General features: G+C 57.9%; 21 protein-coding genes and 1 riboswitch. Of the genes, 12 read left to right on the forward strand and 9 right to left on the reverse strand.

The genetic code is table 11. From position 1 onward, the window contains the following. Window positions 1-102 precede the first annotated feature (102 nt). Window positions 103-864 (forward strand): DedA family protein, encoded by a 762-nt coding sequence (locus B3041_RS13070; protein WP_065650155.1) that lies wholly within the window; start codon window positions 103-105, stop codon window positions 862-864. Here the strand turns inward: B3041_RS13070 and thiQ are convergent. From thiQ to sgrR, 4 genes are all read right to left on the reverse strand, one after another. Further along, a complete protein-coding gene (gene thiQ / locus B3041_RS13075; protein ID WP_065650154.1) occupies window positions 861-1,562 on the reverse strand; it encodes a thiamine ABC transporter ATP-binding protein ThiQ in 702 nt (233 codons plus the stop codon). The two genes, B3041_RS13070 and thiQ, sit on opposite strands and share 4 nt — an antisense overlap. Continuing rightward, window positions 1,546-3,156 (reverse strand): thiamine/thiamine pyrophosphate ABC transporter permease ThiP, encoded by a 1,611-nt coding sequence (gene thiP / locus B3041_RS13080; protein WP_075050764.1) that lies wholly within the window; start codon window positions 3,154-3,156, stop codon window positions 1,546-1,548. Before thiP ends, thiQ begins: the two co-directional genes overlap by 17 nt. Then, window positions 3,132-4,118: a thiamine ABC transporter substrate binding subunit gene (gene thiB / locus B3041_RS13085; RefSeq protein WP_065650153.1), complete on the reverse strand. Its 987-nt coding sequence runs from the start codon at window positions 4,116-4,118 to the stop codon at window positions 3,132-3,134. The genes thiP and thiB overlap by 25 nt, the downstream gene beginning before the upstream one ends. A gap of 46 nt (window positions 4,119-4,164) precedes the next feature. Next, window positions 4,165-4,260: riboswitch (TPP riboswitch) on the reverse strand. Window positions 4,261-4,295: 35 nt separating this feature from the next. Continuing rightward, window positions 4,296-5,957 carry an HTH-type transcriptional regulator SgrR gene (sgrR, locus tag B3041_RS13090; RefSeq protein ID WP_065650152.1) on the reverse strand — a complete coding sequence of 554 codons (1,662 nt, stop codon included), beginning with the start codon at window positions 5,955-5,957 and terminating at the stop codon, window positions 4,296-4,298. A 254-nt stretch (window positions 5,958-6,211) separates the two neighbouring features. Between sgrR and B3041_RS13095 the strand changes: the two genes are divergently transcribed. Beyond that, window positions 6,212-7,414: an MFS transporter gene (locus tag B3041_RS13095; protein ID WP_065650151.1), complete on the forward strand. Its 1,203-nt coding sequence runs from the start codon at window positions 6,212-6,214 to the stop codon at window positions 7,412-7,414. Between the two features lie 39 nt (window positions 7,415-7,453). Here B3041_RS13095 and leuD read toward each other — a convergent pair whose 3' ends face one another. The 5 genes from leuD to leuL form a co-directional block, all read right to left on the reverse strand. Further along, window positions 7,454-8,059: a 3-isopropylmalate dehydratase small subunit gene (gene leuD, locus B3041_RS13100; protein ID WP_065650150.1), complete on the reverse strand. Its 606-nt coding sequence runs from the start codon at window positions 8,057-8,059 to the stop codon at window positions 7,454-7,456. Between the two features lie 3 nt (window positions 8,060-8,062). Further along, window positions 8,063-9,469, reverse strand: coding sequence for a 3-isopropylmalate dehydratase large subunit (gene leuC / locus B3041_RS13105; protein ID WP_065650149.1), 1,407 nt, complete (start codon window positions 9,467-9,469; stop codon window positions 8,063-8,065). Between the two features lie 2 nt (window positions 9,470-9,471). Further along, window positions 9,472-10,563, reverse strand: a complete 1,092-nt coding sequence (gene leuB / locus B3041_RS13110) for a 3-isopropylmalate dehydrogenase (protein WP_065650148.1) — start codon at window positions 10,561-10,563, stop codon at window positions 9,472-9,474. A 2-nt stretch (window positions 10,564-10,565) separates the two neighbouring features. Then, window positions 10,566-12,128, reverse strand: a complete 1,563-nt coding sequence (gene leuA, locus B3041_RS13115) for a 2-isopropylmalate synthase (RefSeq protein ID WP_292975451.1) — start codon at window positions 12,126-12,128, stop codon at window positions 10,566-10,568. Window positions 12,129-12,220: 92 nt separating this feature from the next. Then, window positions 12,221-12,304 carry a leu operon leader peptide gene (gene leuL, locus B3041_RS16925; protein ID WP_108569992.1) on the reverse strand — a complete coding sequence of 28 codons (84 nt, stop codon included), beginning with the start codon at window positions 12,302-12,304 and terminating at the stop codon, window positions 12,221-12,223. 732 nt (window positions 12,305-13,036) lie between these two features. Here leuL and ilvI point away from each other — a divergent pair. From ilvI to mraY, 10 genes are all read left to right on the forward strand, one after another. Continuing rightward, window positions 13,037-14,761, forward strand: coding sequence for an acetolactate synthase 3 large subunit (ilvI, locus tag B3041_RS13120; protein ID WP_065650146.1), 1,725 nt, complete (start codon window positions 13,037-13,039; stop codon window positions 14,759-14,761). A 2-nt stretch (window positions 14,762-14,763) separates the two neighbouring features. Next, window positions 14,764-15,255 carry an acetolactate synthase small subunit gene (ilvN, locus tag B3041_RS13125; RefSeq protein WP_065650145.1) on the forward strand — a complete coding sequence of 164 codons (492 nt, stop codon included), beginning with the start codon at window positions 14,764-14,766 and terminating at the stop codon, window positions 15,253-15,255. Between the two features lie 197 nt (window positions 15,256-15,452). Continuing rightward, window positions 15,453-16,463, forward strand: coding sequence for a catabolite repressor/activator (cra, locus tag B3041_RS13130; RefSeq protein ID WP_065650144.1), 1,011 nt, complete (start codon window positions 15,453-15,455; stop codon window positions 16,461-16,463). 487 nt (window positions 16,464-16,950) lie between these two features. Continuing rightward, window positions 16,951-17,409, forward strand: coding sequence for a division/cell wall cluster transcriptional repressor MraZ (mraZ, locus tag B3041_RS13135; RefSeq protein ID WP_065650143.1), 459 nt, complete (start codon window positions 16,951-16,953; stop codon window positions 17,407-17,409). A 2-nt stretch (window positions 17,410-17,411) separates the two neighbouring features. Next, a complete protein-coding gene (gene rsmH / locus B3041_RS13140) occupies window positions 17,412-18,353 on the forward strand; it encodes a 16S rRNA (cytosine(1402)-N(4))-methyltransferase RsmH (RefSeq protein ID WP_065650142.1) in 942 nt (313 codons plus the stop codon). Next, complete coding sequence (ftsL, locus tag B3041_RS13145; protein ID WP_039382567.1) at window positions 18,350-18,670, forward strand: cell division protein FtsL; 321 nt, start codon at window positions 18,350-18,352, stop codon at window positions 18,668-18,670. Before rsmH ends, ftsL begins: the two co-directional genes overlap by 4 nt. Before the next feature lie 16 nt (window positions 18,671-18,686). Further along, window positions 18,687-20,453: a peptidoglycan glycosyltransferase FtsI gene (locus tag B3041_RS13150; RefSeq protein ID WP_065650141.1), complete on the forward strand. Its 1,767-nt coding sequence runs from the start codon at window positions 18,687-18,689 to the stop codon at window positions 20,451-20,453. Continuing rightward, window positions 20,440-21,927 (forward strand): UDP-N-acetylmuramoyl-L-alanyl-D-glutamate--2,6-diaminopimelate ligase, encoded by a 1,488-nt coding sequence (gene murE / locus B3041_RS13155; RefSeq protein WP_292975462.1) that lies wholly within the window; start codon window positions 20,440-20,442, stop codon window positions 21,925-21,927. Before B3041_RS13150 ends, murE begins: the two co-directional genes overlap by 14 nt. Further along, entirely contained in the window at window positions 21,924-23,285 is a 1,362-nt protein-coding gene (murF, locus tag B3041_RS13160; RefSeq protein ID WP_292975465.1) for a UDP-N-acetylmuramoyl-tripeptide--D-alanyl-D-alanine ligase, read from the forward strand. Before murE ends, murF begins: the two co-directional genes overlap by 4 nt. Further along, on the forward strand, window positions 23,279-24,361 hold the full coding sequence (gene mraY, locus B3041_RS13165) for a phospho-N-acetylmuramoyl-pentapeptide-transferase (RefSeq protein WP_039382574.1): 1,083 nt from the start codon (window positions 23,279-23,281) through the stop codon (window positions 24,359-24,361). The genes murF and mraY overlap by 7 nt, the downstream gene beginning before the upstream one ends. Window positions 24,362-24,363 lie beyond the last annotated feature (2 nt).

The following is a 24,363-nucleotide window of genomic DNA, read 5'->3' on the forward strand; positions in this document are numbered from 1 at the left end:
GTTTATACAGTGTCGGCAACTCTCTGCAGCGCAGCGGGAAAAGCTTGACGCCCTGACCCGGGCTCAGGACAATCCAGCCTTCATATTCCGCAGAGGATAGCTATGGAAGCCTGGATTCAACATCTGTTTACGCAATCGCTGGAGTACGCGCTGTTCGCCGTCGCTCTGGTGACCTTCCTTGAATCACTGGCGTTTGTAGGTCTGCTGCTGCCAGGTACAGTGCTGATGGCCAGCCTGGGGGCGCTGGTGGGCAGCGGTCAGATTGGCCTCTATCCGGCGTGGGCAGCGGGGCTGGTTGGCTGCCTGCTGGGCGACTGGATCTCCTACGGCATTGGCTGGAAGTTTCAGGGGCCGCTGCACCGCTGGAAGTATCTGAAAAAGTATCAAAACCTGCTGGATAAGACCGAGCATGCGCTGCATCAGCACAGCATGTTTACCGTGCTGGTGGGCCGTTTTGTCGGTCCGACACGCCCGCTGATCCCGCTGGCGGCAGGGATGCTTGAGCTGCCGGTGCGGAAGTTTCTGCCGCCCAATATCATTGGCTGTATTTTATGGCCGCCCGCCTATCTGCTGCCGGGGATCCTGGCCGGTGTGGCGATTGATGTGCCGCAGGCGCAGGGTGACAGCTTTAAATGGCTGCTGCTGCTGGTCACCATTCTGCTCTGGCTGGGCGGCTGGCTGCTCTGGCGCTGGTGGCGCAGCGATAAAACGCGCGACTGGGCCACACGTTACCTGCCGAAAGCGCGCCTGCGCTGGCTGGCGCCGCTGATGGCCGTAGCGGGCAGCGCCGCGTTTATCGCGCTGCTGTTTCATCCCATGATGCCTGTTTTCCTGCAGCTGCTCTGGAAAGTCTTCTTCGCTTAAGCTGGCGTAATGCCCAGGCGCGCGGCGGCGCTGCTCTCACCCCGAAGCAGCGCTGCCGTCTCACCATCCCACTCGATCCGGCCATCCACAATCACCAGACTGCGTGCGGCAATCTGCTGCGCATCCTCCAGACTGTGCGACACCATCAGCAGCGTGATATTGCGTGCGTCACACACCGTGCGCACCAGCTGCAGCATTTCGCGGCGCAGCGCCGGGTCGAGCGCGGAAAAAGGCTCATCCAGCAGCAGTACCGGCTGGTTGCGCAGCAGGCAGCGAGCCAGCGCTACCCGCTGCCGCTGGCCGCCGGAAAGCTCGCCCGGCAGACGCGACAGCAAATCGTGCAGTCCGGTCTGATGGGCAATCTCCTGTAACTGCTGCTGCTGGTCACGCGTCAGCTTCAGGCCCGGATGCAGCCCCAGGGCCATATTCTGCTGCACCGACAGGTGCGGAAACAGGTTGTTCTCCTGAAACAGCATCGATACCGGACGCGACGCCGGTACGCTGCGGGTGTGATCGCAGCCGTTGATCAGCAGCGTGCCGTGGCTGACCGGCAGAAAGCCGCCGATCAGGCTCAGCAGCGTGCTTTTACCGGCGCCGCTCGGGCCAAGTATCGCCAGCCGTTCACCCGCCCGGGCGCTGAAGCTGAAACGCATCGGCAGATGCTGATAAAGGTAAGTAAGATCAGTGAGTGTCAGCATGGCGTCCCGGCAGTTTTTCCATCAGAGTAAAAAGTAACAGGCAGAGCAGCAGCAGCAGCAGGGCGGTCGTTGCACCGTCGGCACCGCGATAGGCGCCGATCTGCTGATAAAGATACCAGGGCAGGGTGCGGAAATCGGCGTTGCCAAACAGCGCCACTACGCCAAAGTCGCCAATCGAGAGCACGCAGGCAAAGGCGAGCGCCTGCGCCAGCGGGCGCTTCAGCAGCCGCAGCTCAATCAGCTTCAGGCGATTGAGGCCGGAGAGACCGAGCGAGGCGCAGAGCGGCGCGTAGCGTGCGGCGATATCGCGCATCGGGTTTTCCAGCACTTTCATGGCGTAGGGAATGGCGATCAGCGCATTGGTAAAGATCACCAGCCCGTCGGCCCGCGCCGGCAGCCCGGAGGTGGCGGTAAACAGCAGGAAGAAGCCGCTGGCCAGCACGATGCCCGGCATCGCCAGGATCAGCATGCCGCTCAGCTCCAGCGCCTGTGCGCTCACCCGATGCTGGCGCTGGCGCAGCTCGCGGCTGCTCCACAGCAGCATCATCGTCATGATCACACAGAGTGCGCCCGCGCCCAGCGCGATACGCAGTGAGGTCAGGGTGGCCTGCCAGAGCGCCGGCTGCTGCAGCGCACCGGCTACACCGCCGCGCACGCCATCAGCGACCACCGCCGCCAGCGGGGGCAGCAGCAGCAGCAGCGCAAGCGTAATCAGCAGCGTGTCGCTGATACGCGCGCGCCAGCTATCCTGCGGATCGCGCCAGCCCTGCAGCTTCTGGCTGCCGGCCGGGATCGCTTTACTGAAGCGCTGACTGAGCAGCACCAGCAGCAGACAGCAGTTAAGCTGCAGCAGCGCCAGCAGCGCGGCACGGCCGGGATCGTAATCAAAACTCAGCGCCTGGTAGATCGCCAGCTCCAGCGTGGTCGCCTGCGGCCCGCCACCCAGCGCCAGCACCGTGGCGAAGCTGGCAAAGCAGAGCATAAAGATCAGCGCCGCCGTCGGCAGGATCTGCCGGCGCAGCCAGGGCCACTCCAGCAGCCGGAACAGGTTCCAGCCGCGCAGCCCAAGCTGCGCCGCCAGCTGACGCTGTTCCGCCGGAATGCTCTCCAGCGCCTGCAGCAGCATGCGCGTCGCCAGCGGCAGGTTAAAAAAGACGTGCGCCAGCAGGATGCCCTGCAGGCCATAGGGAGAGAAGTGATAGGGTACGCCCAGCAGCATGCAGAGCTGCGCCAGCCAGCCGGTACGGCCGTAGACGCTCAGCAGGCCAAATACCGCCACCAGCACCGGCAGCACCAGCGTCATCGCGCATAACCGCAGCAGCAGCGTACGACCCGGGAAGCGGCGGCGATAGAGCGCGCGCGCCAGCAGCACAGCCGGCAGCACCGAGCAGAGTGCCGAGAGCAGCGCCTGCTCAAAAGAGAACGCCAGCACGTGGTGCAGATAGCTGTCGCTGAGCAGGGCGCGCATGTCCGGCAGCGGGGCCGCCGTCAGCAGCGCCCCCAGGGCAAGCAGCGCCACGGCACACAGCAGCAGCGCGCTCAGCGCGCCGGGGATCAGCCAGCCTGGCATTAGCGGCTGACAGCCCGCTGCCAGGCGCTGATCCACGCGGCGCGCTGGTCAGCCACTTCTGCCGGTGAAAACTGCAGCGCTTTTTGTGGCACCTTCAGCGCCTGATAGCCCGCCGGTAAATCACTTTTGATCACCGGGTACATCCAGTTGCCGGTGGGGATCGTCTGCTGGAACGCGGGGCTGACGATAAACTGCATAAAACGCTGCGCCAGCGCCGGCTGTTTGCTGCCCGCCAGCTGCGCAGCGACTTCCACCTGCAGATAATGCCCCTCGCTGAAGGTGGCAGCGGCGTAATTCTCTTTCTTCTCTTCAATAATGTGGTAGGCGGGTGAAGTGGTATAGCTCAGTACCAGATCGCCTTCGCCCTTGAGAAACAGGCCGTACGCTTCGCTCCATCCTTTGGTGACGGTAACGGTTTTGGCCGCCAGTTTCTGCCACGCCGCGTCGCTGCGATCGCCAAACACTTTTTGCATCCAGAGCAGCAGGCCCAGGCCCGGCGTGCTGGTGCGGGGATCCTCATAAATAACCCGCCACTTCTGCGGGCTTTCAACCAGCTCCTGCAGACTCGCGGGCGGATTCTTCAGGCGGTTTTTGTCATACACGAAGGCGAAGTAGCCGTAATCGAAGGGGATAAAGGTGTCGTTCTGCCAGCGCTCAGGCAGCTGCAGCGCCGCGGTATCGACCTGGCTTTTGGCAAACAGGCCGGTTTTTTCCGCCGCCTGCAGCAGATTGTTATCGAGTCCCAGCACAACGTCGGCTTTGCTGTTTTTTCCTTCCATGCGCAGACGGTTGAGCAGCGAGACGCCATCCTCCAGCGCCACGTAGCGCAGCTCGCAGCCGCACTCCGCTTCAAACGCTTTCTTTACCGCCGGGCCTGGCCCCCATTCAGCAGCGAATGAATCATAGGTATAGACAGTGAGCAGGGGTCTGGCAGCAAATACCGGCGCAGACAGCAGTAGCAGGACAGGCAGAACGTTCTTTAACACTTTGCGCTCCTTGAGGAGAGGATAGGGGTGAGTCGCAAAGGATCTGAGGCTGGCACATCTCAAATCCCTACGCCGGTATTAACCGGATCAGGTTCGACGGGTTTCTCTCAGCCTGACGACGCAGGCACCCCGTTGAGAACGGCTTAGTGTAGACATTTCCGCGGCGGCGTGAAAGCGTCATAATGCCGGCGGCGCAAACCAGGCAGATTTGAAATCGAACCAGCCCAGCGTGTTCAGCCGTACGCCGCGCATGCTGCGCTGACCTTCCAGCAGCAGCCAGTGGTGAAACAGCGGATGCAGCCAGTCCTGATCCACCAGCTGGCGCGCCCATTCAGCCAGCGGCAGACGTTTCTCACGCCAGCGCGCTGCATCCTCATGCCACGCCAGCGGAATACAGTGCTGCATCAGCGGCAGCTCATAGAGCTGCGCAAACAGCGCATACTCCAGCGGCAGAGTAAAGTTAACGCTGCCGAGCCAGATATCGCTTTCACCGGCGCCGGCAAACCACGCTTCATAGCTCACCACCCGGGTGACCAGCTCCACCCCCTGCTGCGCGAGCAGAGGACGCAACGCGCTGGCGATGCCTTCATGCTCAACGTGGTCGCTGTACCAGCTTAACGTCAGCCGGGTCAGACCGTCCGGTTTATCCGCTGCCCGCCGATCGCGGCGATGGTGCCAGCGCGGCAGCAGACCCCAGGCGGGAAACCAGTAGCGCTGATAGCCGGGATCGGCATGATGCAGCAGGGTAACGGGATTAAGCAGATCGCTGACCCAGCGGCGGAACGGCGCATGGCGTCCCCAGGCGGATCGCTGGTCAAACAGCAGAAAGTAACAGCCTTCCTCCAGACGGCTCTCTTCCGCGATCTCATCCGCCTCGCTGCCCTGCAGCTTTACGCCAGCGTAGACCAGCTCGTCACTGACTTCCGGCAGTACCCAGATTGAGACCTCATCAATCAGCGCCCGGTAACCAAAGTAGTCATCAAATGCGGCAATTTTCAGCTGCGTCTGCTGATTGCGCAGCACGCTGTAGGGGCCGCAGCCGGCAGGCTGACGGGCAAAGTCGGGCATTGCCGGCCATTCGCGCGGCAGGATCATGGCGCTGACGCTGCCCAGCAGCCATGGCAGCCAGCTGTCAGGCTGGGTCAGAGAGATATCCAGCGTCCAGGGTGCCGGGGAGTGCAGCTGCGCAATATGTGCAAACAGCGGCAGGGCAGCGCTGCGCTGCAGCGAATCAAGGATATCCGCCATCTCCAGCTCGCGCCCGTGATGAAAGCGGATGGCCGGGCGCAGATAAAAGCGCCACTGCCGTGCGGAAAGCTGCTGCCAGTGGTGAGCAATATCCGGTTCAATTTCCCCGTTTTCCTCATTTATGCGCGTCAGGCCGCTGAAGATCTGCCGGGCCAGGTGCGTTTCCGAGCGGCGCAGCGGTGAGGCGGGCAGCAGGTTTTGCAGCGGACGGTAGTAGAGCACGCGCAGGATATGTTTGCCCTGACGCACGCTGCGCCCAAGGTGGGCAGCAATCATCTGCCGCACCTGCGCTTTGTCACCCACCAGCTGAACCAGCTGGTCAATACTGTCCTGATCCAGCAGCGCCTCAGCCCGCTGCTGCTGCAGCGCCAGCCCGGTACAGCAGAAGCGCAGCTGCGAGCGCTTTCCGCGTCCCGCCTCAGCCTGCCAGGTCAGCCAGCCCTCATGCTGCATCGCCTGAAGCAAATTGCGCATATGGCGCCGTGAGCAGTGCAGGCTGCTGGCCAGAGCGTCAAGCGTCGTCGCCTGATCCTGACCTTCACACTGCTGCCAGAGCCGAATAAAGTGCTGCTGCAGACGAGCTGAGGACATAAAAGGGGAACTCCATGACGATTTCGCTCAGTGTTTGTTTCTCTATAATAGGGGCATACTGACAGCCAATGGAAGAGCGGGAGGCGCCCGGTTCGGGTGGCGCTCAACCAGCGGTGTCGCCTGTGCGGCACATTTTTCTGAGTAGGGTGCAATTACACCGCCAGCAGATTTTCTCTGCTGGCTTTTTTCATGGCGGTGTGAAATCGTCTACGCTCTTTCGCTACTCTTTTCTGTTTTTTCAAAGGGACTACTGCATGAAGTCGCTGTTAACGCGGCAGCGCCGCCCCGATCCGGTCTATCTCGCTTTTATGGCTGTCACCTTTATGGCAGGCGTAGCGGGTGCGCTGCAGGCACCAACCCTCAGCCTGTTTCTGACCCGCGAGGTGCAGGTGCGGCCCTTCTGGGTCGGGCTCTTTTTCACCATCAATGCCCTGGGCGGCATTGTGATCAGTATGCTGGTAGCAAAGCGCTCTGACACGCGCGGCGACCGGCGGCATCTGATCCTCTTTTGCTGCCTGATGGCCATTCTGAACGCGCTGCTGTTTGCGTTTAACCGCCACTACGCCACGCTGATAAGCCTTGGCGTGCTGCTCTCTGCGCTGGCCAGCGTCGCGATGCCGCAGATATTTGCACTGGCGCGGGAGTACGCGGACGCATCCGCGCGCGAAGTGGTGATGTTCAGTTCGGTGATGCGGGCACAGCTGTCGCTGGCGTGGGTCATTGGTCCGCCGCTCTCTTTTGCGCTGGCGCTTAATTTCGGCTTCGTGACGCTGTTCGCCGTGGTGGCAGGGATGTTTTTATTGAGTATGCTGCTGATCTGGCGCGGCCTGCCGTCGGTGCCGCGCGTGGTGGCGACGCCGGAGCAGCTGCTGCTGCAGGTCAGCCCGTGGAAAGATACGCAGGTGATGCTGCTGTTTATCGCCTCAGTAATCATGTGGGCGTGCAACACCATGTACTTTATTGATATGCCGCTCTATATGAGCAACACGCTGGGGCTGCCGGAAAAGCTGGCGGGCCTCCTGATGGGAACGGCCGCCGGGCTGGAGATCCCGATTATGCTGCTGGCAGGCTTTTACGCGAAGCGCGTCGGCAAGCGCGCGCTGATGCTGCTGGCGGGTGTGGCAGCGGTTCTCTTTTATCTTGGGCTGGTGCTGTTTACGTCAAAAGCCGCGCTGATGCTGCTGCAGCTCTTCAATGCCGCGTTTATCGGTATTATCGCCGGCATTGGCATGCTCTGGTTTCAGGATCTGATGCCCGGGCGGGCGGGCGCGGCAACGACGCTGTTCACCACCTCCATCTCCACCGGACTGATCGTGGCCGGGCTGCTGCAGGGGATCCTGAGCGAGCGTTTCGGGCATGAATCGGTTTATCAGGTGGCGCTGGGTATGTCCGTGCTGGCGCTGCTGCTGGTTGCGCGGGTGCGCGATGTGAAGCCGGCGACGGAGGCCGGCGCGTAAAGCGTGCCGCAACCTGACGTTGGTTGCGGCGTTGAATAACTAGCGCAGGAAGGCGGGCTGCTGCTGCTCGTAGCGCGCTATCGATTCTTCATGCTGCAGCGTCAGGCCGATGCTGTCCAGGCCGTTAATCATGCAGTGGCGGCGGAAGCTGTCGATCTCAAACGTATAGACTTTGTCGCCCGCGGTGACCGTCTGCGCTTCCAGATCCACCGTGAAGCGCATGCCCGGACTGGCGTTAACCAGCTGGAACAGCGCCTCCACTTCCTCTTCGCTCAGCCGTACCGGCAGCAGCTGATTGTTAAAGCTGTTGCCATAAAAGATATCGGCAAAGCTCGGCGCAATCACGACATGGAAACCGAAGTCGGTCAGCGCCCAGGGGGCGTGCTCACGGGAGGAACCGCAGCCAAAGTTCTCGCGCGCCAGCAGAATGCTGGCACCGGCAAACTCAGGCTTGTTAAGCACAAAGCTGGCGGTAGGCTGCGTGCCGGCGTCATCGTCAAAACGCCAGTCGTGAAACAGGTGGGCACCAAAACCGGTGCGGGTGACCTTCTGCAGAAACTGCTTCGGGATAATGGCATCGGTATCCACGTTGGCCGCATCCAGTGGTGCGACAATACCGGTGTGCTGCGTAAATTTAGTCGCCATCGCTTAAGCTCCCTGAGTCAGTTCACGAATATCGGCAAAACGGCCGGAGACCGCCGCGGCGGCAGCCATCGCCGGGCTGACCAGGTGCGTACGACCGCCGCGCCCCTGACGCCCTTCAAAGTTGCGGTTGCTGGTCGAGGCGCAGCGCTCACCCGGATTCAGGCGATCGTTGTTCATGGCGAGACACATAGAGCAGCCCGGCAGACGCCACTCAAAACCCGCCTCAAGAAAGATTTTATCCAGACCTTCCGCTTCCGCCTGCGCTTTAACCGGGCCGGAACCTGGCACCACCATCGCGACCACGCCGGGTGCCACTTTGCGCCCTTTAGCAATCGCCGCGGCGGCGCGCAGATCTTCAATGCGTGAGTTAGTGCAGGAGCCGATAAAGACTTTATCGATAGCCACATCGGTCAGCTTCACGCCCGGCTGCAGGTTCATGTAAGCCAGCGCTTTTTCAGCAGAGGCGCGCTCAACCGGATCGGCAAACGAGGCCGGATCGGGTATCGCCTGATCCACCGCCATCACCTGACCCGGGTTGGTGCCCCAGGTCACCTGCGGAGCAATGTCGGCAGCGTTCAGCGTCACCACGCTGTCGAATACGGCGTCTGGATCGGACTTCAGCGTGCGCCAGTAGGCTACCGCCTGCTCCCAGTCGTTGCCTTTTGGCGCAAACTGCTTATCTTTCAGGTAGGCAAACGTGGTGTCATCCGGTGCCACCAGGCCCGCTTTTGCGCCCATCTCAATCGCCATGTTGCACAGCGTCATACGGCCTTCCATGCTCAGCGCTTCAATCGCCGGGCCGCAGAACTCCACCACGTAGCCGGTGCCGCCCGCGCTGCCGGTTTTACCGATGATCGCCAGCACGATATCTTTCGCGGTAATGCCCGGCGCAGCGGCGCCCGACACATTGATTTTCATGGTTTTGGCACGACCCTGCTTCAGCGTCTGGGTGGCAAACACATGCTCGACTTCAGAGGTGCCGATACCAAACGCCAGTGAACCAAAGGCGCCATGCGTGGCAGTATGTGAATCACCGCAGACAATGGTCATGCCCGGCAGGGTCATGCCCTGTTCCGGCCCGATGACGTGCACAATGCCCTGGAAGGGATGGTTCAGATCGTAGAGCTGGATGCCGAACTCGTCGCAGTTCTTCATCAGCTCCTGCATCTGAATACGCGCCATTTCACCCGATGCGTTGATATCTTTGGTCTGGGTTGAAACGTTGTGATCCATCGTGGCAAACGTTTTTTCCGGCTGACGCACTTTACGTCCGTGCGCGCGCAGGCCATCGAACGCCTGCGGTGAAGTCACTTCGTGGATCAGGTGACGGTCGATATAGAGCAGCGGCGTTTCATCGGGTGCTTCGTGAACGACATGTGCGTCAAATAACTTCTGGTATAAGCTTTTCATTTTTATTTTTCTCCGGCAATAAAGCCCGCGATGAGGCTACCCATTTCATCCGTACTGACTGCAGGACCGTCGCCCGCCAGATCGCGGGTGCGGTGGCCCGCCTCCAGCGCCTGGCTTACCGCCTGTTCAACAGCATCAGCGGCGTCGGCGGCGTTCAGGCTAAAGCGCAGCAGCATCGACAGCGACAGGATTTGGGCAATCGGGTTAGCGATATTTTGTCCGGCGATATCCGGCGCAGAGCCGCCAGCAGGTTCAAACAGACCAAAACCTTCTTCGTTCAGGCTGGCTGACGGCAGCATGCCCATTGATCCGGTAATCATGGCGCACTCATCAGAGAGAATGTCGCCAAACAGGTTTGAGCAGAGCAGGACATCAAACTGCGACGGATCTTTGATCAGCTGCATGGTGGCGTTATCGATATACATATGCGCCAGCTGTACGTCAGGGTACGCTTTTGCCACTTCATTCACGATCTCACGCCACATCACTGAACTTTGCAGCACGTTAGCTTTGTCGATTGAGGTGACATGACAACGACGCTTACGCGCGGCTTCAAACGCATTACGTGCAATGCGCTCAATCTCAAAGCGATGGTAAACCTCGGTATCAAACGCCCGCTCGTGCGCGCCACTGCCTTCGCGTCCTTTTGGCTGGCCAAAATAGATGCCGCCGGTGAGCTCACGTACGCAGAGAATATCAAATCCGCGCGCCGCGATATCACTGCGCAGCGGGCAGAATGCTTCAAGACCTTTGTAGAGCGCGGCCGGGCGCAGATTGCTGAACAGTCTGAAATGCTTGCGCAGCGGCAACAGCGCGCCACGTTCAGGCTGGCCAGCCGGCGGCAGATGCTCCCACTTCGGGCCGCCAACAGAGCCAAACAGAATGGCGTCTGCCTGCTCAGCTCCGGCTACGGTCGCGGGCGGCAGAGGTTCACCGTGACGATCGATGGCGATACCGCCAACATCATATTCGCTGGTGGTGATACGCATGCCGAAGCGGGTACGCACCGCGTCGAGCACTTTCATCGCCTGCGCCATCACTTCCGGGCCGATTCCGTCGCCTGGCATGACCGCAATATGATATGAATGAGTCATAGTTACACCGTTTCCTTCTGTTCTTTAAATTTACGCTGCAGTTCTTTTTCGACCTGTTTTGCCCGCCAGATATTGTTGAGTGCGTTAATCATCGCTTTGGCAGAGGATTCAACAATATCGGTTGCCAGGCCTACGCCGTGGAACTTGCGTCCGTTGTAATTCACCACGATATCCACCTGGCCCAGGGCATTTTCACCGTGACCTTTCGCCGTCAGCTTGTAGTTGACCAGCTCAGCGTCAAAGCCGGTAATGCGGTTGATTGCCTGATAGACTGCGTCAACCGGGCCGTTACCGGTGGCCGCATCCGCTTTGGTCTCCTCACCGCAGCCGAGCTGGACTGAAGCGGTGGCCGTGACACTGGAGCCGGTCTGGACGTTGAATTCGTTGAGCTGGAAAAACTCCGGTTCTTCATGCTGTTTATTGATAAAGGCCAGCGCTTCCAGATCGTAATCAAATACCTGACCTTTCTTGTCGGCCAGCTTCAGGAAGGCGTCATACAGCGCGTCGAGGTTGTAGTCCGCTTCTTTGTAGCCCATCTCTTCCATACGATGTTTTACCGCCGCGCGTCCGGAACGAGAGGTAAGGTTCAGCTGAATTTTGTGCAGACCGATCGATTCAGGCGTCAGAATCTCGTAGTTTTCACGGTTTTTCAGCACGCCATCCTGATGAATGCCGGAAGAGTGCGCAAACGCATTTGAGCCGACCACCGCTTTGTTCGCCGGAATCGGCATGTTGCAGATCTGGCTGATAATCTGGCTGGTGCGGTAAATTTCCTGATGGTTGATAGCGGTGTGAACATTCATGATCTGCTGGCGGGTTTTGATCGCCATGATCACCTCTTCCAGCGCACAGTTACCGGCGCGCTCGCCCAGACCATTCAGCGTACCCTCAACCTGACGCGCGCCCGCCAGTACCGCAGCAATAGCGTTGCCGGTGGCCATGCCTAAATCATCATGGGTGTGCACCGACAGAATCGCTTTGTCGATGTTAGGCACGCGGTTAACCAGCTGTCCGATAATATTGGCGTACTCACCGGGCAGGGTATAGCCAACGGTATCGGGAATATTGATGGTGGTAGCACCGGCGCTGATGGCGGCTTCAACCATGCGGCAGAGATCGTCAATCGGCGTGCGCCCGCCATCTTCACAGGAGAACTCCACGTCATCGGTATAATTGCGTGCGCGTTTTACCATGTGCACCGCACGCTCAATCACTTCCGGCAGAGTACTGCGCAGCTTGGTCGCGATATGCATCGGTGAGGTGGCAATAAAAGTATGAATACGGAACGCGTCGGCAACGCGCAGTGATTCGTAAGCGGCATCGATATCTTTTTCGACACAGCGCGCCAGCCCGCAGACGCGGCTGTTTTTGATCGTACGTGCAATAGTCTGTACCGATTCAAAATCACCGGGAGAAGAGACCGGGAAACCCACTTCCATTACGTCCACGCCCATTCTTTCCAGCGCCAGGGCGATCTGCAATTTTTCTTTAACACTCAGGCTGGCCTGTAATGCCTGCTCACCGTCGCGCAGAGTGGTATCGAAAATAATAACTTGCTGGCTCATGGTTATCTTCCTTTTGCATTAACTTCGCCGGAGCAACGAGCATAAAAAAACCCGCGCAGTGGCGCGGGTTTTTAACTTTCAGCGGGTTGGAATCAGTTGTTGATTTCGCCCACGAGTCTACCGCGCAAACTGGATGCGTTTAGTAGTAGACCGAGTAGGCGGAAAGAACGAAACATGAATCAGACCCCATAAAATGTGTGCTGTACATATTGGTACTGGATTAGCGATGTGATGTCAACCCTGCATCAGGGGCTATTTTACTTACGCTAAAAGCGCGATCTGCTGTAAATATTGGCATGGATGGAGGATCGCGAAGAAATATCGTCTTGCATCTTATAGCGCTACATAATGCGCGCTATCATAAAGCGATTATCTCGATTAACTACCTGATTTTGCTATTTTATTTTAATTTTATCTATAGTTAAAAATATAAGCCTTAGCCTGCAAGGCAGAATAATATAATGCTGGCAGTGATTTTTAACGTTAATCACGCGGGAAAGATCCGTGTTAAAAACATTGTGGGCTGACGCAGCGGACGATAACAAAAATATATTTCTTACAACTCGCTGAAAATAATCTTCAGACCAGCATATTCCTCTGAATTTATGCCTGCCGATCAGTTTATTCATCGTACCCTGACCCGGCACATCAGAGGCTTACTTGTCCGGGAACGCGCGTCGCAGGGCCTGGCGGTTTGCAGCCCGCAGGCTCTGCGGTTATGGTAATCGTCCTACTCTTAAAAGAATTCATTCAGGTAGATTCCCGATATCTGGAAGGCGGAAATGAATTCCTTCTTCTGAGCATAAACATAAGATTTTGATCTTAATTGGCGATAAGGGAACAGATGCGACACCGTGCGCTGGACAGCGCTGCCCGTCGCGGCTGTTTCTGACGCCTGGAGGCAGAAAATGGAGATGTTGTCAGGAGCCGAAATGGTCGTCCGTTCGTTGATCGATCAGGGCGTAAAGCAGGTATTCGGTTATCCGGGCGGAGCAGTGCTTGATATCTATGATGCGCTGCAGACGGTCGGTGGAATTGACCATGTACTGGTGCGTCACGAACAGGGCGCAGTGCACATGGCAGATGGTCTGGCACGGGCAACCGGCGAAGTTGGCGTCGTGCTGGTCACGTCTGGCCCGGGGGCGACGAACGCTATCACCGGTATCGCGACCGCCTATATGGATTCGATTCCATTGGTGATCCTGTCAGGTCAGGTGCCCTCATCGCTGATTGGCTATGATGCGTTTCAGGAGTGCGATATGGTCGGTATCTCCCGGCCGGTGGTCAAACACAGCTTCCTGGTAAAAAGCACAGAAGAGATCCCTACGGTGCTTAAGAAGGCCTTCTGGCTGGCGGCCAGCGGGCGTCCCGGCCCGGTAGTCATCGATCTGCCTAAAGATATCCTGAATCCGGCGAATAAACTGCCGTATGCCTGGCCGGAAAGCGTCAGCATGCGCTCGTATAATCCGACGCTGCAGGGCCATAAAGGTCAGATCAAGCGCGCACTGCAGACGCTGCTGGGTGCGCATAAGCCGGTCATTTATGCCGGCGGCGGTGCTATTACGTCGGGATGCGAAGCGGAACTGCGCCAGCTGGCTGAGCAGCTTAATATTCCGGTAACCACTTCACTGATGGGACTGGGCGCGTTTCCCGGCACGCACCGTCAGTGTGTCGGCATGCTTGGCATGCACGGCACGTATGAAGCCAACATGACCATGCACAACGCCGATTTGATCTTTGGCATCGGCGTCCGCTTTGACGATCGCACCACCAACAATCTGGCAAAATATTGCCCGAATGCGACCATCATGCACATTGATGTGGATCCGACGTCGATCTCCAAAACGGTCAGCGCAGATATCCCGATCGTTGGCGATGCGAAACAGACGCTGGTACAGATGCTGGAGCTGCTGGCGCAGAGTGAAACACAGCAGCAGCACGACAGTCTGCGCGACTGGTGGCAGAACATTGAAACCTGGCGCAGCCGCAAGTGTCTGGAATTCGATCGCAGCAGCGATAAGATCAAACCGCAGGCGGTAATAGAGACGGTTGCCCGCCTGACAGGCGGCGAGGCTTATGTGACTTCTGATGTCGGACAGCATCAGATGTTTGCTGCCCTCTATTACCCGTTTGACAAACCGCGTCGCTGGATCAACTCCGGTGGCCTTGGCACCATGGGCTTTGGACTGCCGGCTGCGCTGGGCGTGAAGATGGCACTGCCGGAAGAGACGGTGATTTGTGTTACCGGGGATGGCAGTATTCAGATGAACATCCAGGAGCTGTCGACCGCGCTGCAATACGATCTGCCCGTGCTGGTACTTAACCTGAATAACCGTGTCCTCGGTATGGTGAAACAGTGGCAGGATATGATCTATTCCGGCCGCCATTCTCAATCCTATATGGAGTCGCTGCCTGATTTTGTCCGTCTGGCTGAGGCGTATGGTCACGTCGGTATTGCCATTCAGCATCCTGCCGAGCTGGAAGAGAAGCTGCAGCTGGCGCTGGATACGCTGGCAAAAGGGCGGCTGGTATTTGTGGATGTCACGGTTGATGGCAGCGAGCATGTCTATCCGATGCAGATTCGGGGCGGCTCAATGGATGAAATGTGGTTGAGCAAGACGGAGAGGACTTAATTATGCGTCGTATTCTATCGGTGCTGCTGGAGAATGAATCGGGCGCCTTATCCCGCGTGGTCGGACTCTTCTCCCAGCGCGGTTATAACATTGAGAGCCTGACCGTTGCGCCTACCGACGATCCGACTCTGTCGCGCATGACTATTCAGACCGTAGGCGATGAAAAAGTGATTGAGCAGATTGAGAAGCAGCTGCATAAGCTGGTGGATGTGCTGCGCGTCACTGAACTGGGGCAGGGCGCTTACGTTGAGCGTGAGATCATGCTGGTAAAAATTCAGGCCAGCGGATATGGCCGTGAAGAAGTGAAGCGCAGCGCAGAGATTTTTCGCGGACAAATTGTTGATGTCACACCAACGCTTTACACGGTTCAGCTGGCAGGCACCAGCGATAAGCTCGATGCGTTTCTCAGCAGCGTGCGGGAAGTGGCAGAGATTGTTGAGGTGGCGCGTTCGGGGATCGTTGGCGTGTCACGCGGCGAGCGCATCATGCGTTAATCCCGCTCCGTTATCACCGTAGTTTACTCTAACCCGGCGTAATGCCGGGTTTTTTTATTTTATGCGCCGGCTTCGTTTGCTGATGAAAAGCGGTTGCTCAGGCCGGTTTTCTGCGGTTAGATGTAACAAAGATTTTATCCACAGCTACGTTGCGGATATCTCCGCCAGCTCTGGCTTATCGACATGAAGGTGTTATCGTGAAACTGGATGAAATTGCGCGTCTGGCCGGCGTCTCGCGTACTACTGCCAGCTATGTGATCAATGGCAAAGCGCGGCAGTATCGTGTCAGCGACAAAACGGTTGAGAAAGTAATGGCGGTGGTGCGTGAGTATAACTATCACCCCAATGCGGTCGCCGCAGGCCTGCGCGCAGGGCGCACGCGCTCTATCGGACTGGTGATCCCCGATCTCGAAAATACCAGCTACACGCGTATTGCCAACTATCTGGAGCGTCAGGCACGCCAGCGCGGCTATCAGCTGCTTATCGCCTGTTCAGAAGATCAGCCTGATAACGAAATGCGCTGTATCGAGCATCTGCTGCAGCGTCAGGTCGATGCAATCATCGTTTCTACCTCGCTGCCGCCGGAGCATCCGTTTTACCAGCGCTGGATAAACGACCCGCTGCCGATTGTGGCGCTGGACCGGGCGCTGGATCGTGAACACTTTACCAGCGTTGTGGGGGCCGATCAGGATGATGCACGCGCGCTGGCTGCTGAATTGCGTCAGCTCCCGGTGAAAAACGTGCTGTTTATGGGCGCGCTGCCGGAGCTTTCCGTGAGTTTTCTGCGCGAAATGGGCTTTCGCGAAGCCTGGCAGGATGATGAGCGTTCAGTCAGTTATCTCTATTGCAACAGTTTTGATCGCGCGGCGGCTGCCGCACTGTTTGAACACTATCTGGATGAAAATCCGATGCCCGATGCGCTGTTTACCACCTCGTTTGGTCTGCTGCAGGGCGTAATGGATGTCACGCTGAAACGAGAAGGGCGACTGCCGAAAGATCTGGCGATCGCCACGTTTGGCGATCATGAATTACTCGATTTTCTTGATTGTCCGGTACTGGCGGTGGGACAGCGGCACCGCGATGTGGCAGAGCGGGTTCTGGAGCTGGTGCTGGCTTCACTTGATGAACCACGTAAACCTAAACCCGGGTTAACACGCATTCGCCGTAACTTATTTCATCGCGGGCAATTAAGCCGTCTGACAAAATGAGTCAGCGGGCATGATAATGCCCGCCATTTTATTCAGTATCTGGCGGGCAATTAATTATCCGACGTAAAAAAGCGTAAATAACAGCCATTAATTATCACAAAACAGAGATCAATTTAATCTTGCTGGGTAAAAGTTAGTCATTTTTGATCCCCATCAACAGGCGCTTGCGCTGGGCTTCCTTTCAGAAATCCCCTAAAATGCCGCCGCTGTCGCATAACCCTGCTCTGGCGTACTTAAGCCAAATCTGAATCAAATTTAATCATATTTGAAGTGAGCAGATATTTTTATACTGTTATTCATCGGTTTAATTTTGCTTTGCCATTCCGCGCGCTTTTTTATTTCGCTTTCCGCTTATTTTTCCGGGATGTAAAGAGTGATATTCACCTGCCGTTGCGGCTTGACAATGTTTTCATCGGCTCCGTAAACTCGTTTCGTGGTAAAAAGTGGGATAAAGTGGTGAAAACGGTAGCTGAGGAGTCAGGCTGGCATGTTCCGCGGGGCAACGTTAGTCAATCTCGACAGTAAAGGGCGGTTAGCGGTTCCGGTGCGCTATCGCGAATTACTGATCGCAGAGTCTCAGGGTCAGATGGTCTCTACTATCGACCTGCACCAGCCCTGCCTGCTGCTTTATACCCTGCCCGAATGGGAAATCATTGAGAAAAAACTGGCTCGCTTATCGAGCATGAATCCGGCAGAACGACGCGTACAGCGTCTGCTGCTTGGACATGCCAGCGAATGCCAGATGGATAGTGCAGGCCGGTTGCTGCTGGCAAATACCTTGAGGCAGCACGCAGGACTGAAAAAAGAAGTGATGCTGGTTGGGCAGTTCAACAAGTTTGAATTGTGGGATGAACAGACCTGGTATCAACAAGTCAGGGATGATATTGACGCAGAACATTCAGCTCAGGAACCTTTATCTGAGCGGTTGCAGGACTTATCGCTATAGCTATGCAGGAAAATTTTAAACATACCACGGTGCTGCTGGATGAGGCGGTAAACGGCCTTAATATCAGGGAAGACGGCATTTACATTGACGGCACCTTTGGCCGCGGTGGCCACTCACGCCTGATCCTTTCGCAGCTTGGCGAGAATGGGCAGCTGCTGGCCATCGATCGCGATCCGCAGGCAATTGCGGCGGCCGCTGAGATCAACGATCCGCGCTTTTCCATTGTGCACGGCCCTTTTTCAGCGCTGGCAGATTATGTCGACGCGCGCGGGCTAACCGGGAAAATCAGTGGCGTCCTGCTTGATCTGGGCGTCTCTTCGCCGCAGCTGGACGACGCCGAACGCGGCTTCTCGTTTATGCGCGACGGTCCGCTGGATATGCGCATGGATCCCACGCGAGGTCACTCTGCTGCTGAGTGGCTGCTGCACGCAGAAGAAGCTGATATCGCCTTTGTGCTGAAAACATACGGTGAAGAGCGTTTCGCAAAGCGTATTGCACGTGCCATCACAGAGCGTAATCGGGAACAACCGATGACGCGCACCAAAGAGCTGGCTGACGTCATTGCCGCAGCAACCCCGGTCAAAGACAAATTTAAGCACCCGGCTACGCGCAGCTTTCAGGCTATTCGTATCTGGATTAACAGCGAGCTGGAAGAGATTGATACCGCTCTTAAAGGCGCGCTTTCTGTTCTGGCCCCGGGCGGCCGTTTATCCATCATCAGCTTCCATTCTCTTGAAGATCGCCTGGTGAAACGTTTTATGCGCGATCAAAGCCGCGGTCCGCAGGTTCCGGCGGGTATTCCGATGACGGAAAGCCAGCTGAAAGCGCTGGGCGGACGCGAGCTGAAAACGCTGGGCAAACTGATCCCGGGTGAAGCAGAAGTGCGGGAAAACCCGCGTGCGCGCAGCTCGGTGCTGCGTATTGCTGAAAGGACCGCGCCATGATTGGCAATGAGCGGCACAGTCTGCCCGGCGTGATCGGCGGAGACCTGCTGCGCTTTGGCAAGATCCCGGTGTTGTTACTGATTGCCGTACTGGTCTCTTCTGTACTGGTCGTGACCACAACACATAAAACGCGCCTGTTAACGGCGCAGCGCGAACAGCTGGTGCTGGAGCGTGATGCGCTGGATATCGAATGGCGTAACCTGATTCTGGAAGAGAACGCGCTTGGCGATCACAGCCGGGTAGAGCGGATCGCAACCGATAAGCTGCAGCTGCGGCACGTTGATCCTTCTCAGGAAAATATTGTGGTGCAGAAATAAGGAATCGCAGACCTCAATGAGCGGCGCAGGCAAAACGCTGAAGTTAAAAAAACAGGAAGATAAGGCCAGCTTTGTAAGCTGGCGTTTTGCTTTGCTGTGCGGCTGTATTTTACTGGCGCTGGGTGGGCTGCTGTCGCGCGTCGCCTGGCTGCAGGTAATCAAGCCCGATCGGCTGGTTAAAGAGGGCGATCTGCGCTCGCTGCGCGTGCAGGAAGTACCGACAGCGCGTGGCATGATCAGCGACCGCGCCGGACGTCCGCTGGCCGTCAGCGTGCCGGTCAATGCTATCTGGGCCGATCCCAAAGAGCTGATTGGTCACGGCGGCGTTACTCTGGACAGCCGCTGGAAAGCGCTCTCAGATGCGCTGTCGATCCCGCTGGATCAGCTGGCCGCACGCATCAACGCTAATCCCAAAGGGCGCTTCATCTATCTGGCGCGTCAGGTTAACCCGGCCATTGGCGACTATGTGAAAAAACTGAAGCTGCCGGGTATTTATCTGCGTCAGGAGTCGCGCCGCTACTATCCGGCCGGTCAGGTCACTGCGCATCTGATTGGTTTCACCAACATTGACGGGCAGGGCATCGAAGGGATTGAGAAAAGCTTCGATAAATGGCTGACGGGCGCGCCAGGCGAGCGGACGGTGCGTAAAGATCGCTTCGGGCGCGTGATTGAAGATATCTCGTCGGTCGACAGCCGTGCTGCACACAATCTGACGCTGAGTATTGATGAGCGGCTGCAGGCGCTGGTGTATCGCGAACTCAACAATGCGGTCGCCTTTAACAAAGCGGAGTCGGGCACGGCGGTGCTGGTTGATGTCAGCACCGGTGAAGTGCTGGCAATGGCAAACAGCCCTGCTTACAACCCAAATAACCTCAGCAATACGCCAAAAGATGTCATGCGTAACCGCGCCATCACCGATATTTTTGAGCCCGGTTCAACGGTGAAACCCATGGTGGTGATGACCGCGCTGCAGCGTGGGGTGGTGAAAGAGAACAGCGTACTGAATACCGTGCCGTACCGCGTAAACGGTCATGAGATCAAAGACGTGGCACGCTATAACGAACTGACCCTGACCGGGGTCTTGCAGAAGTCGAGTAACGTCGGAGTTTCACGTCTGGCGTTAGCGATGCCCTCCTCAGCGCTGGTAGAGACTTACGCGCGCTTTGGACTGGGAAAACCGACCAATTTGGGGCTGGTCGGGGAAAGCAGTGGCTTATACCCTCAAAAACAACGGTGGTCTGACATAGAGAGGGCCACCTTCTCTTTCGGCTACGGGCTAATGGTAACGCCGTTACAGTTAGCGCGAGTCTACGCAACGATTGGCAGCTATGGCATCAATCGTCCCCTCTCCATTACCAAAGTGGATCCGCCGGTTGCGGGTGAGCGCGTCTTTCCGGAGAACCTGGTCAGAACGGTGATGCATATGATGGAGAGCGTGGCGCTGCCTGGCGGTGGTGGTGTAAAAGCCGCTATCAAAGGATATCGCATTGCGATTAAAACCGGCACCGCGAAAAAAGTGGGTCCCGATGGCCGCTACGTCAATAAATATATCGCCTACACCGCCGGTGTGGCGCCCGCCAGCCAGCCGCGTTTTGCGCTGGTCGTGGTGATTAACGATCCGCAGGCCGGTAAATATTATGGCGGTGCAGTCTCTGCGCCGGTGTTTGGCGCCATTATGGGCGGCGTATTACGCACCATGAATATTGAGCCGGATGCACTGCCTGTCGTGGACAAAAACGAATTAGTGAAGAACAGAAATGAGGCATCAAGTGACAGATCGTAACCTGCGCGACTTACTGGCCCCCTGGGTGGCTGGCGCGCCGGCGCGTCCCCTTCGTGACATGACGCTGGACAGCCGCGCGGCGGCGGCCGGCGATCTGTTTATCGCCGTAGCGGGCCATCATGCAGATGGCCGGCGCTTTATCCCGCAGGCCATTGCGCAGGGCGTTGCTGCTGTGATTGCCGAAGCGGAAGGCGAAGCCAGCGACGGCGATATCCGTGAAATACACGGCGTGCCGGTGATCTATCTGGCGCAGCTGCCGCAGCGCCTCTCGGCGCTGGCGGGGCGTTTTTATCAGCAGCCGGGCAACAAGCTGAAGCTGGCAGGCGTGACCGGAACAAACGGCAAGACCACGACCACCCAGCTGATCGCGCAGTGGGCTAACCTGCTGGGCGAGACGGGCGCAGTTATGGGCACCGTGGGTAATGGTCTGTATGGCCAGCTGCTGCCAGCAGAGAACACCACCGGATCGGCGGTTGAGGTTCAGCATATTCTGCACGACTTAGTCGGGCAGGGCGCTACCCTGGCGGCGATGGAAGTCTCGTCGCACGGCCTGGTACAGCACCGCGTAGCGGCATTACCGTTTGCTGCTGCGGTGTTTACTAACCTGAGCCGCGATCATCTCGACTACCATGGCGACATGCAAAGCTATGAGTCAGCCAAGTGGCTGCTCTTTTCTGAACATCAGATTGGTGACGCAATCATCAATGCTGATGATGATACCGGCTACCGCTGGCTGCAGCAATTGCCCGATGCGGTCGCCGTGACCATGGAAAATAACCTGCCAGCCAGCTGGCACGGGCGCTGGCTCAACGCCACTGAGGTTACGTACCACGACAATGGTGCACGCGTGCGCTTCAGCTCCAGCTGGGGTGAAGGCACGTTCAACAGCCGCCTGATGGGCGCCTTTAACGTCAGCAATCTGCTGCTGGCGCTGGCTACGCTGCTGACCATGGACTATCCGCTGGAAACCTTAGTGGCAACCGCTGCAGAACTGCAGCCGGTATGCGGCCGCATGGAAGTATTCAGCGCACCGGGCAAAGCCACCGTTGTGGTGGATTATGCGCATACTCCGGATGCGCTGGAGAAAGCGCTGGAAGCGGCGCGTCTGCACTGTAAGGGCCAGCTCTGGTGCGTCTTCGGCTGCGGCGGCGATCGCGACAAAGGCAAGCGTCCGCTGATGGGGGCGATTGCTGAACAGTTTGCTGACGTTGTGGTGATCACCGATGACAACCCGCGCAGCGAAGAACCCGCCGCGATTGTGGACGATATTCTGACCGGGCTGCTTGATCCTGGCCGCGCGCGCGTGGTGCCAGGCCGGGCACAGGCGGTGACCAGTGCCGTGATGCAGGCGAAAGCTGACGATATCGTGCTCGTCGCCGGTAAGGGACATGAAGATTATCAGATTATTGGCAATCGTCGTCTCGACTACTCGGACCGCGATACGGTCGCCCGACTGCTGGGAGTAATGGCATGATCCCGATTACGCTGCAAACGCTGGCTGACATCAGCGGCGGCACGCTGCACGGCAGCGATGCAACCCTGCATGAAGTCACCACTGACACCCGTAAAGTCACGTCAGGCTGCCTGTTTGTGGCGCTGGTGGGTGAGCGTTTTGATGCGCACGATTTTGCTGAACAGGCGATGAACAGCGGTGCGCAGGCGCTGCTGGTCAGCCGGCCGTTACCGGTTGCGCTGCCACAGGTAGTGGTGGCTGACACGCGCATTGCGTTCGGCCAGCTTGGTGCCTGGGTACGCCAGCAGTCAACTGCGCGCGTTGTTGCGCTGACCGGCTCCTCGGGTAAAACCTCAGTGAAAGAGATGACGGCGGCGATTTTACGCCAGTGCGGTGAAACGCTCTACACTGCCGGTAACCTGAACAACGACTACGGCGTGCCGATGACGCTGCTGCGCCTGACGCCGGCACATCAGTACGCAGTCATTGAACTGGGCGCTAACCACCAGGGTGAAATAGCCTATACCACCGCGCTGGTGCAGCCGGAGACCGCTCTGGTCAATAACCTGGCGGCGGCTCACCTCGAAGGCTTTGGTTCACTGGCAGGCGTGGCGAAAGCGAAAGGCGAAATTTTTGCCGGTTTGCCGCTGCACGGCACGGCCATTGTGAACGCGGACAGTCACGATCTCCCTAACTGGCAGCCCTATTTTGCCGGCAGAACGCTGTGGCACTTTTCGCCACAACCGCTGACGGACGCGGAGTTTCGCGCCAGCGATATCGTACTGCGACCTGACGTGACCTGCTTTACGCTGCACACGCCGCGCGGAGAGATCGCTATCGAACTGCCGCTGCCGGGCCGCCACAATATCGCTAACGCGCTGGCCGCTGCGGCGCTGGCCCTGTCGGTAGATGCGCCACTGACGGCTATTCAGGCTGGCCTGAAAACGCTGCAGCCGGTGCCGGGACGTCTGTTCCCGGTTCGTCTCTCGGCAACACAGCTGCTGCTGGATGACAGCTATAACGCGAACGTGGGATCGATGACGGCCGCTGCGCAGGTGCTGGGTGAGATGCCAGGCTTCCGCGTTATGGTGGTGGGGGACATGGGCGAGCTGGGTGACGAAGCGGAAGCGTGCCACCGTCAGGTGGGTGCCGCAGCACTCGCTGCTGGCGTGGACGCCGTGCTCAGCACGGGGCAGCTCAGCCATTTTATCAGCGACAGCAGCGGCAAAGGACAGCATTTTGCCAGCAAAGCCGCACTGATCGCGCATCTGCAGGCGCTGCTCGCGCAGCATCCTGAGATCACTATTTTAGTTAAAGGTTCACGTAGTGCCGCCATGGAGCAGGTAGTACAGGGACTGAAGGAGAAAGGAACATGCTAGTCTGGCTGGCCGAACATCTGGTCGCATTTTATTCCGGTTTTAACGTCTTTTCCTATCTGACGTTTCGCGCCATTGTCAGCCTGCTGACCGCTCTGTTTATCTCATTATGGATGGGACCGCGCCTGATCGCCTGGCTGCAGAAGCTGCAGATTGGCCAGGTGGTACGTAATGATGGCCCGGAGTCGCATTTCAGCAAACGCGGCACGCCGACCATGGGCGGCATTATGATCCTGACGTCAATCACGATCTCCGTACTGATGTGGGCCTATCCCTCTAATCCCTACGTCTGGTGTGTACTGGTGGTCCTGCTGGGCTTTGGCGCCATTGGCTTTGTTGACGACTACCGTAAAGTGGTGCGCAAAGATACCAAAGGACTCATCGCGCGCTGGAAATATTTCTGGATGTCGGTGATCTCACTGGGTGTGGCATTTGCGCTGTTTGTGGCCGGCAAAGATACGCCTGCTACCCAGCTGGTGGTGCCCTTCTTTAAAGATGTGATGCCGCAGCTGGGACTGTTTTATGTGGTGCTGGCCTACTTCGTTATTGTGGGCACCGGTAACGCCGTGAACCTTACCGATGGTCTCGATGGCCTGGCGATTATGCCAACGGTGTTTGTCGCCGCTGGCTTTGCGCTGGTCGCCTGGGCAACCGGCAACGTGAAGTTTGCTGAGTATCTGCACATTCCCTATCTGCGCCATGCCGGCGAACTGGTGATTGTCTGTACTGCGATCGTCGGGGCCGGGCTCGGTTTCCTGTGGTTTAACACCTATCCGGCGCAGGTTTTCATGGGTGACGTAGGGTCACTGGCACTGGGCGGCGCGCTCGGCACGCTGGCGGTGCTGCTGCGTCAGGAGTTTCTGCTGGTGATCATGGGTGGCGTGTTTGTGGTTGAAACGCTGTCGGTGATCCTGCAGGTTGGCTCCTTTAAACTGCGCGGCCAGCGTATTTTCCGCATGGCGCCTATTCATCACCACTATGAACTCAAGGGCTGGCCGGAGCCGCGCGTTATCGTGCGCTTCTGGATTATTTCGCTGATGCTGGTGCTGATTGGCCTGGCTACGCTGAAGGTGCGTTAATC

It is taken from the genome of Pantoea sp. UBA4549 (assembly GCF_002387285.1).
Classification (GTDB): Bacteria; Pseudomonadota; Gammaproteobacteria; order Enterobacterales; family Enterobacteriaceae; genus Pantoea; species Pantoea borealis.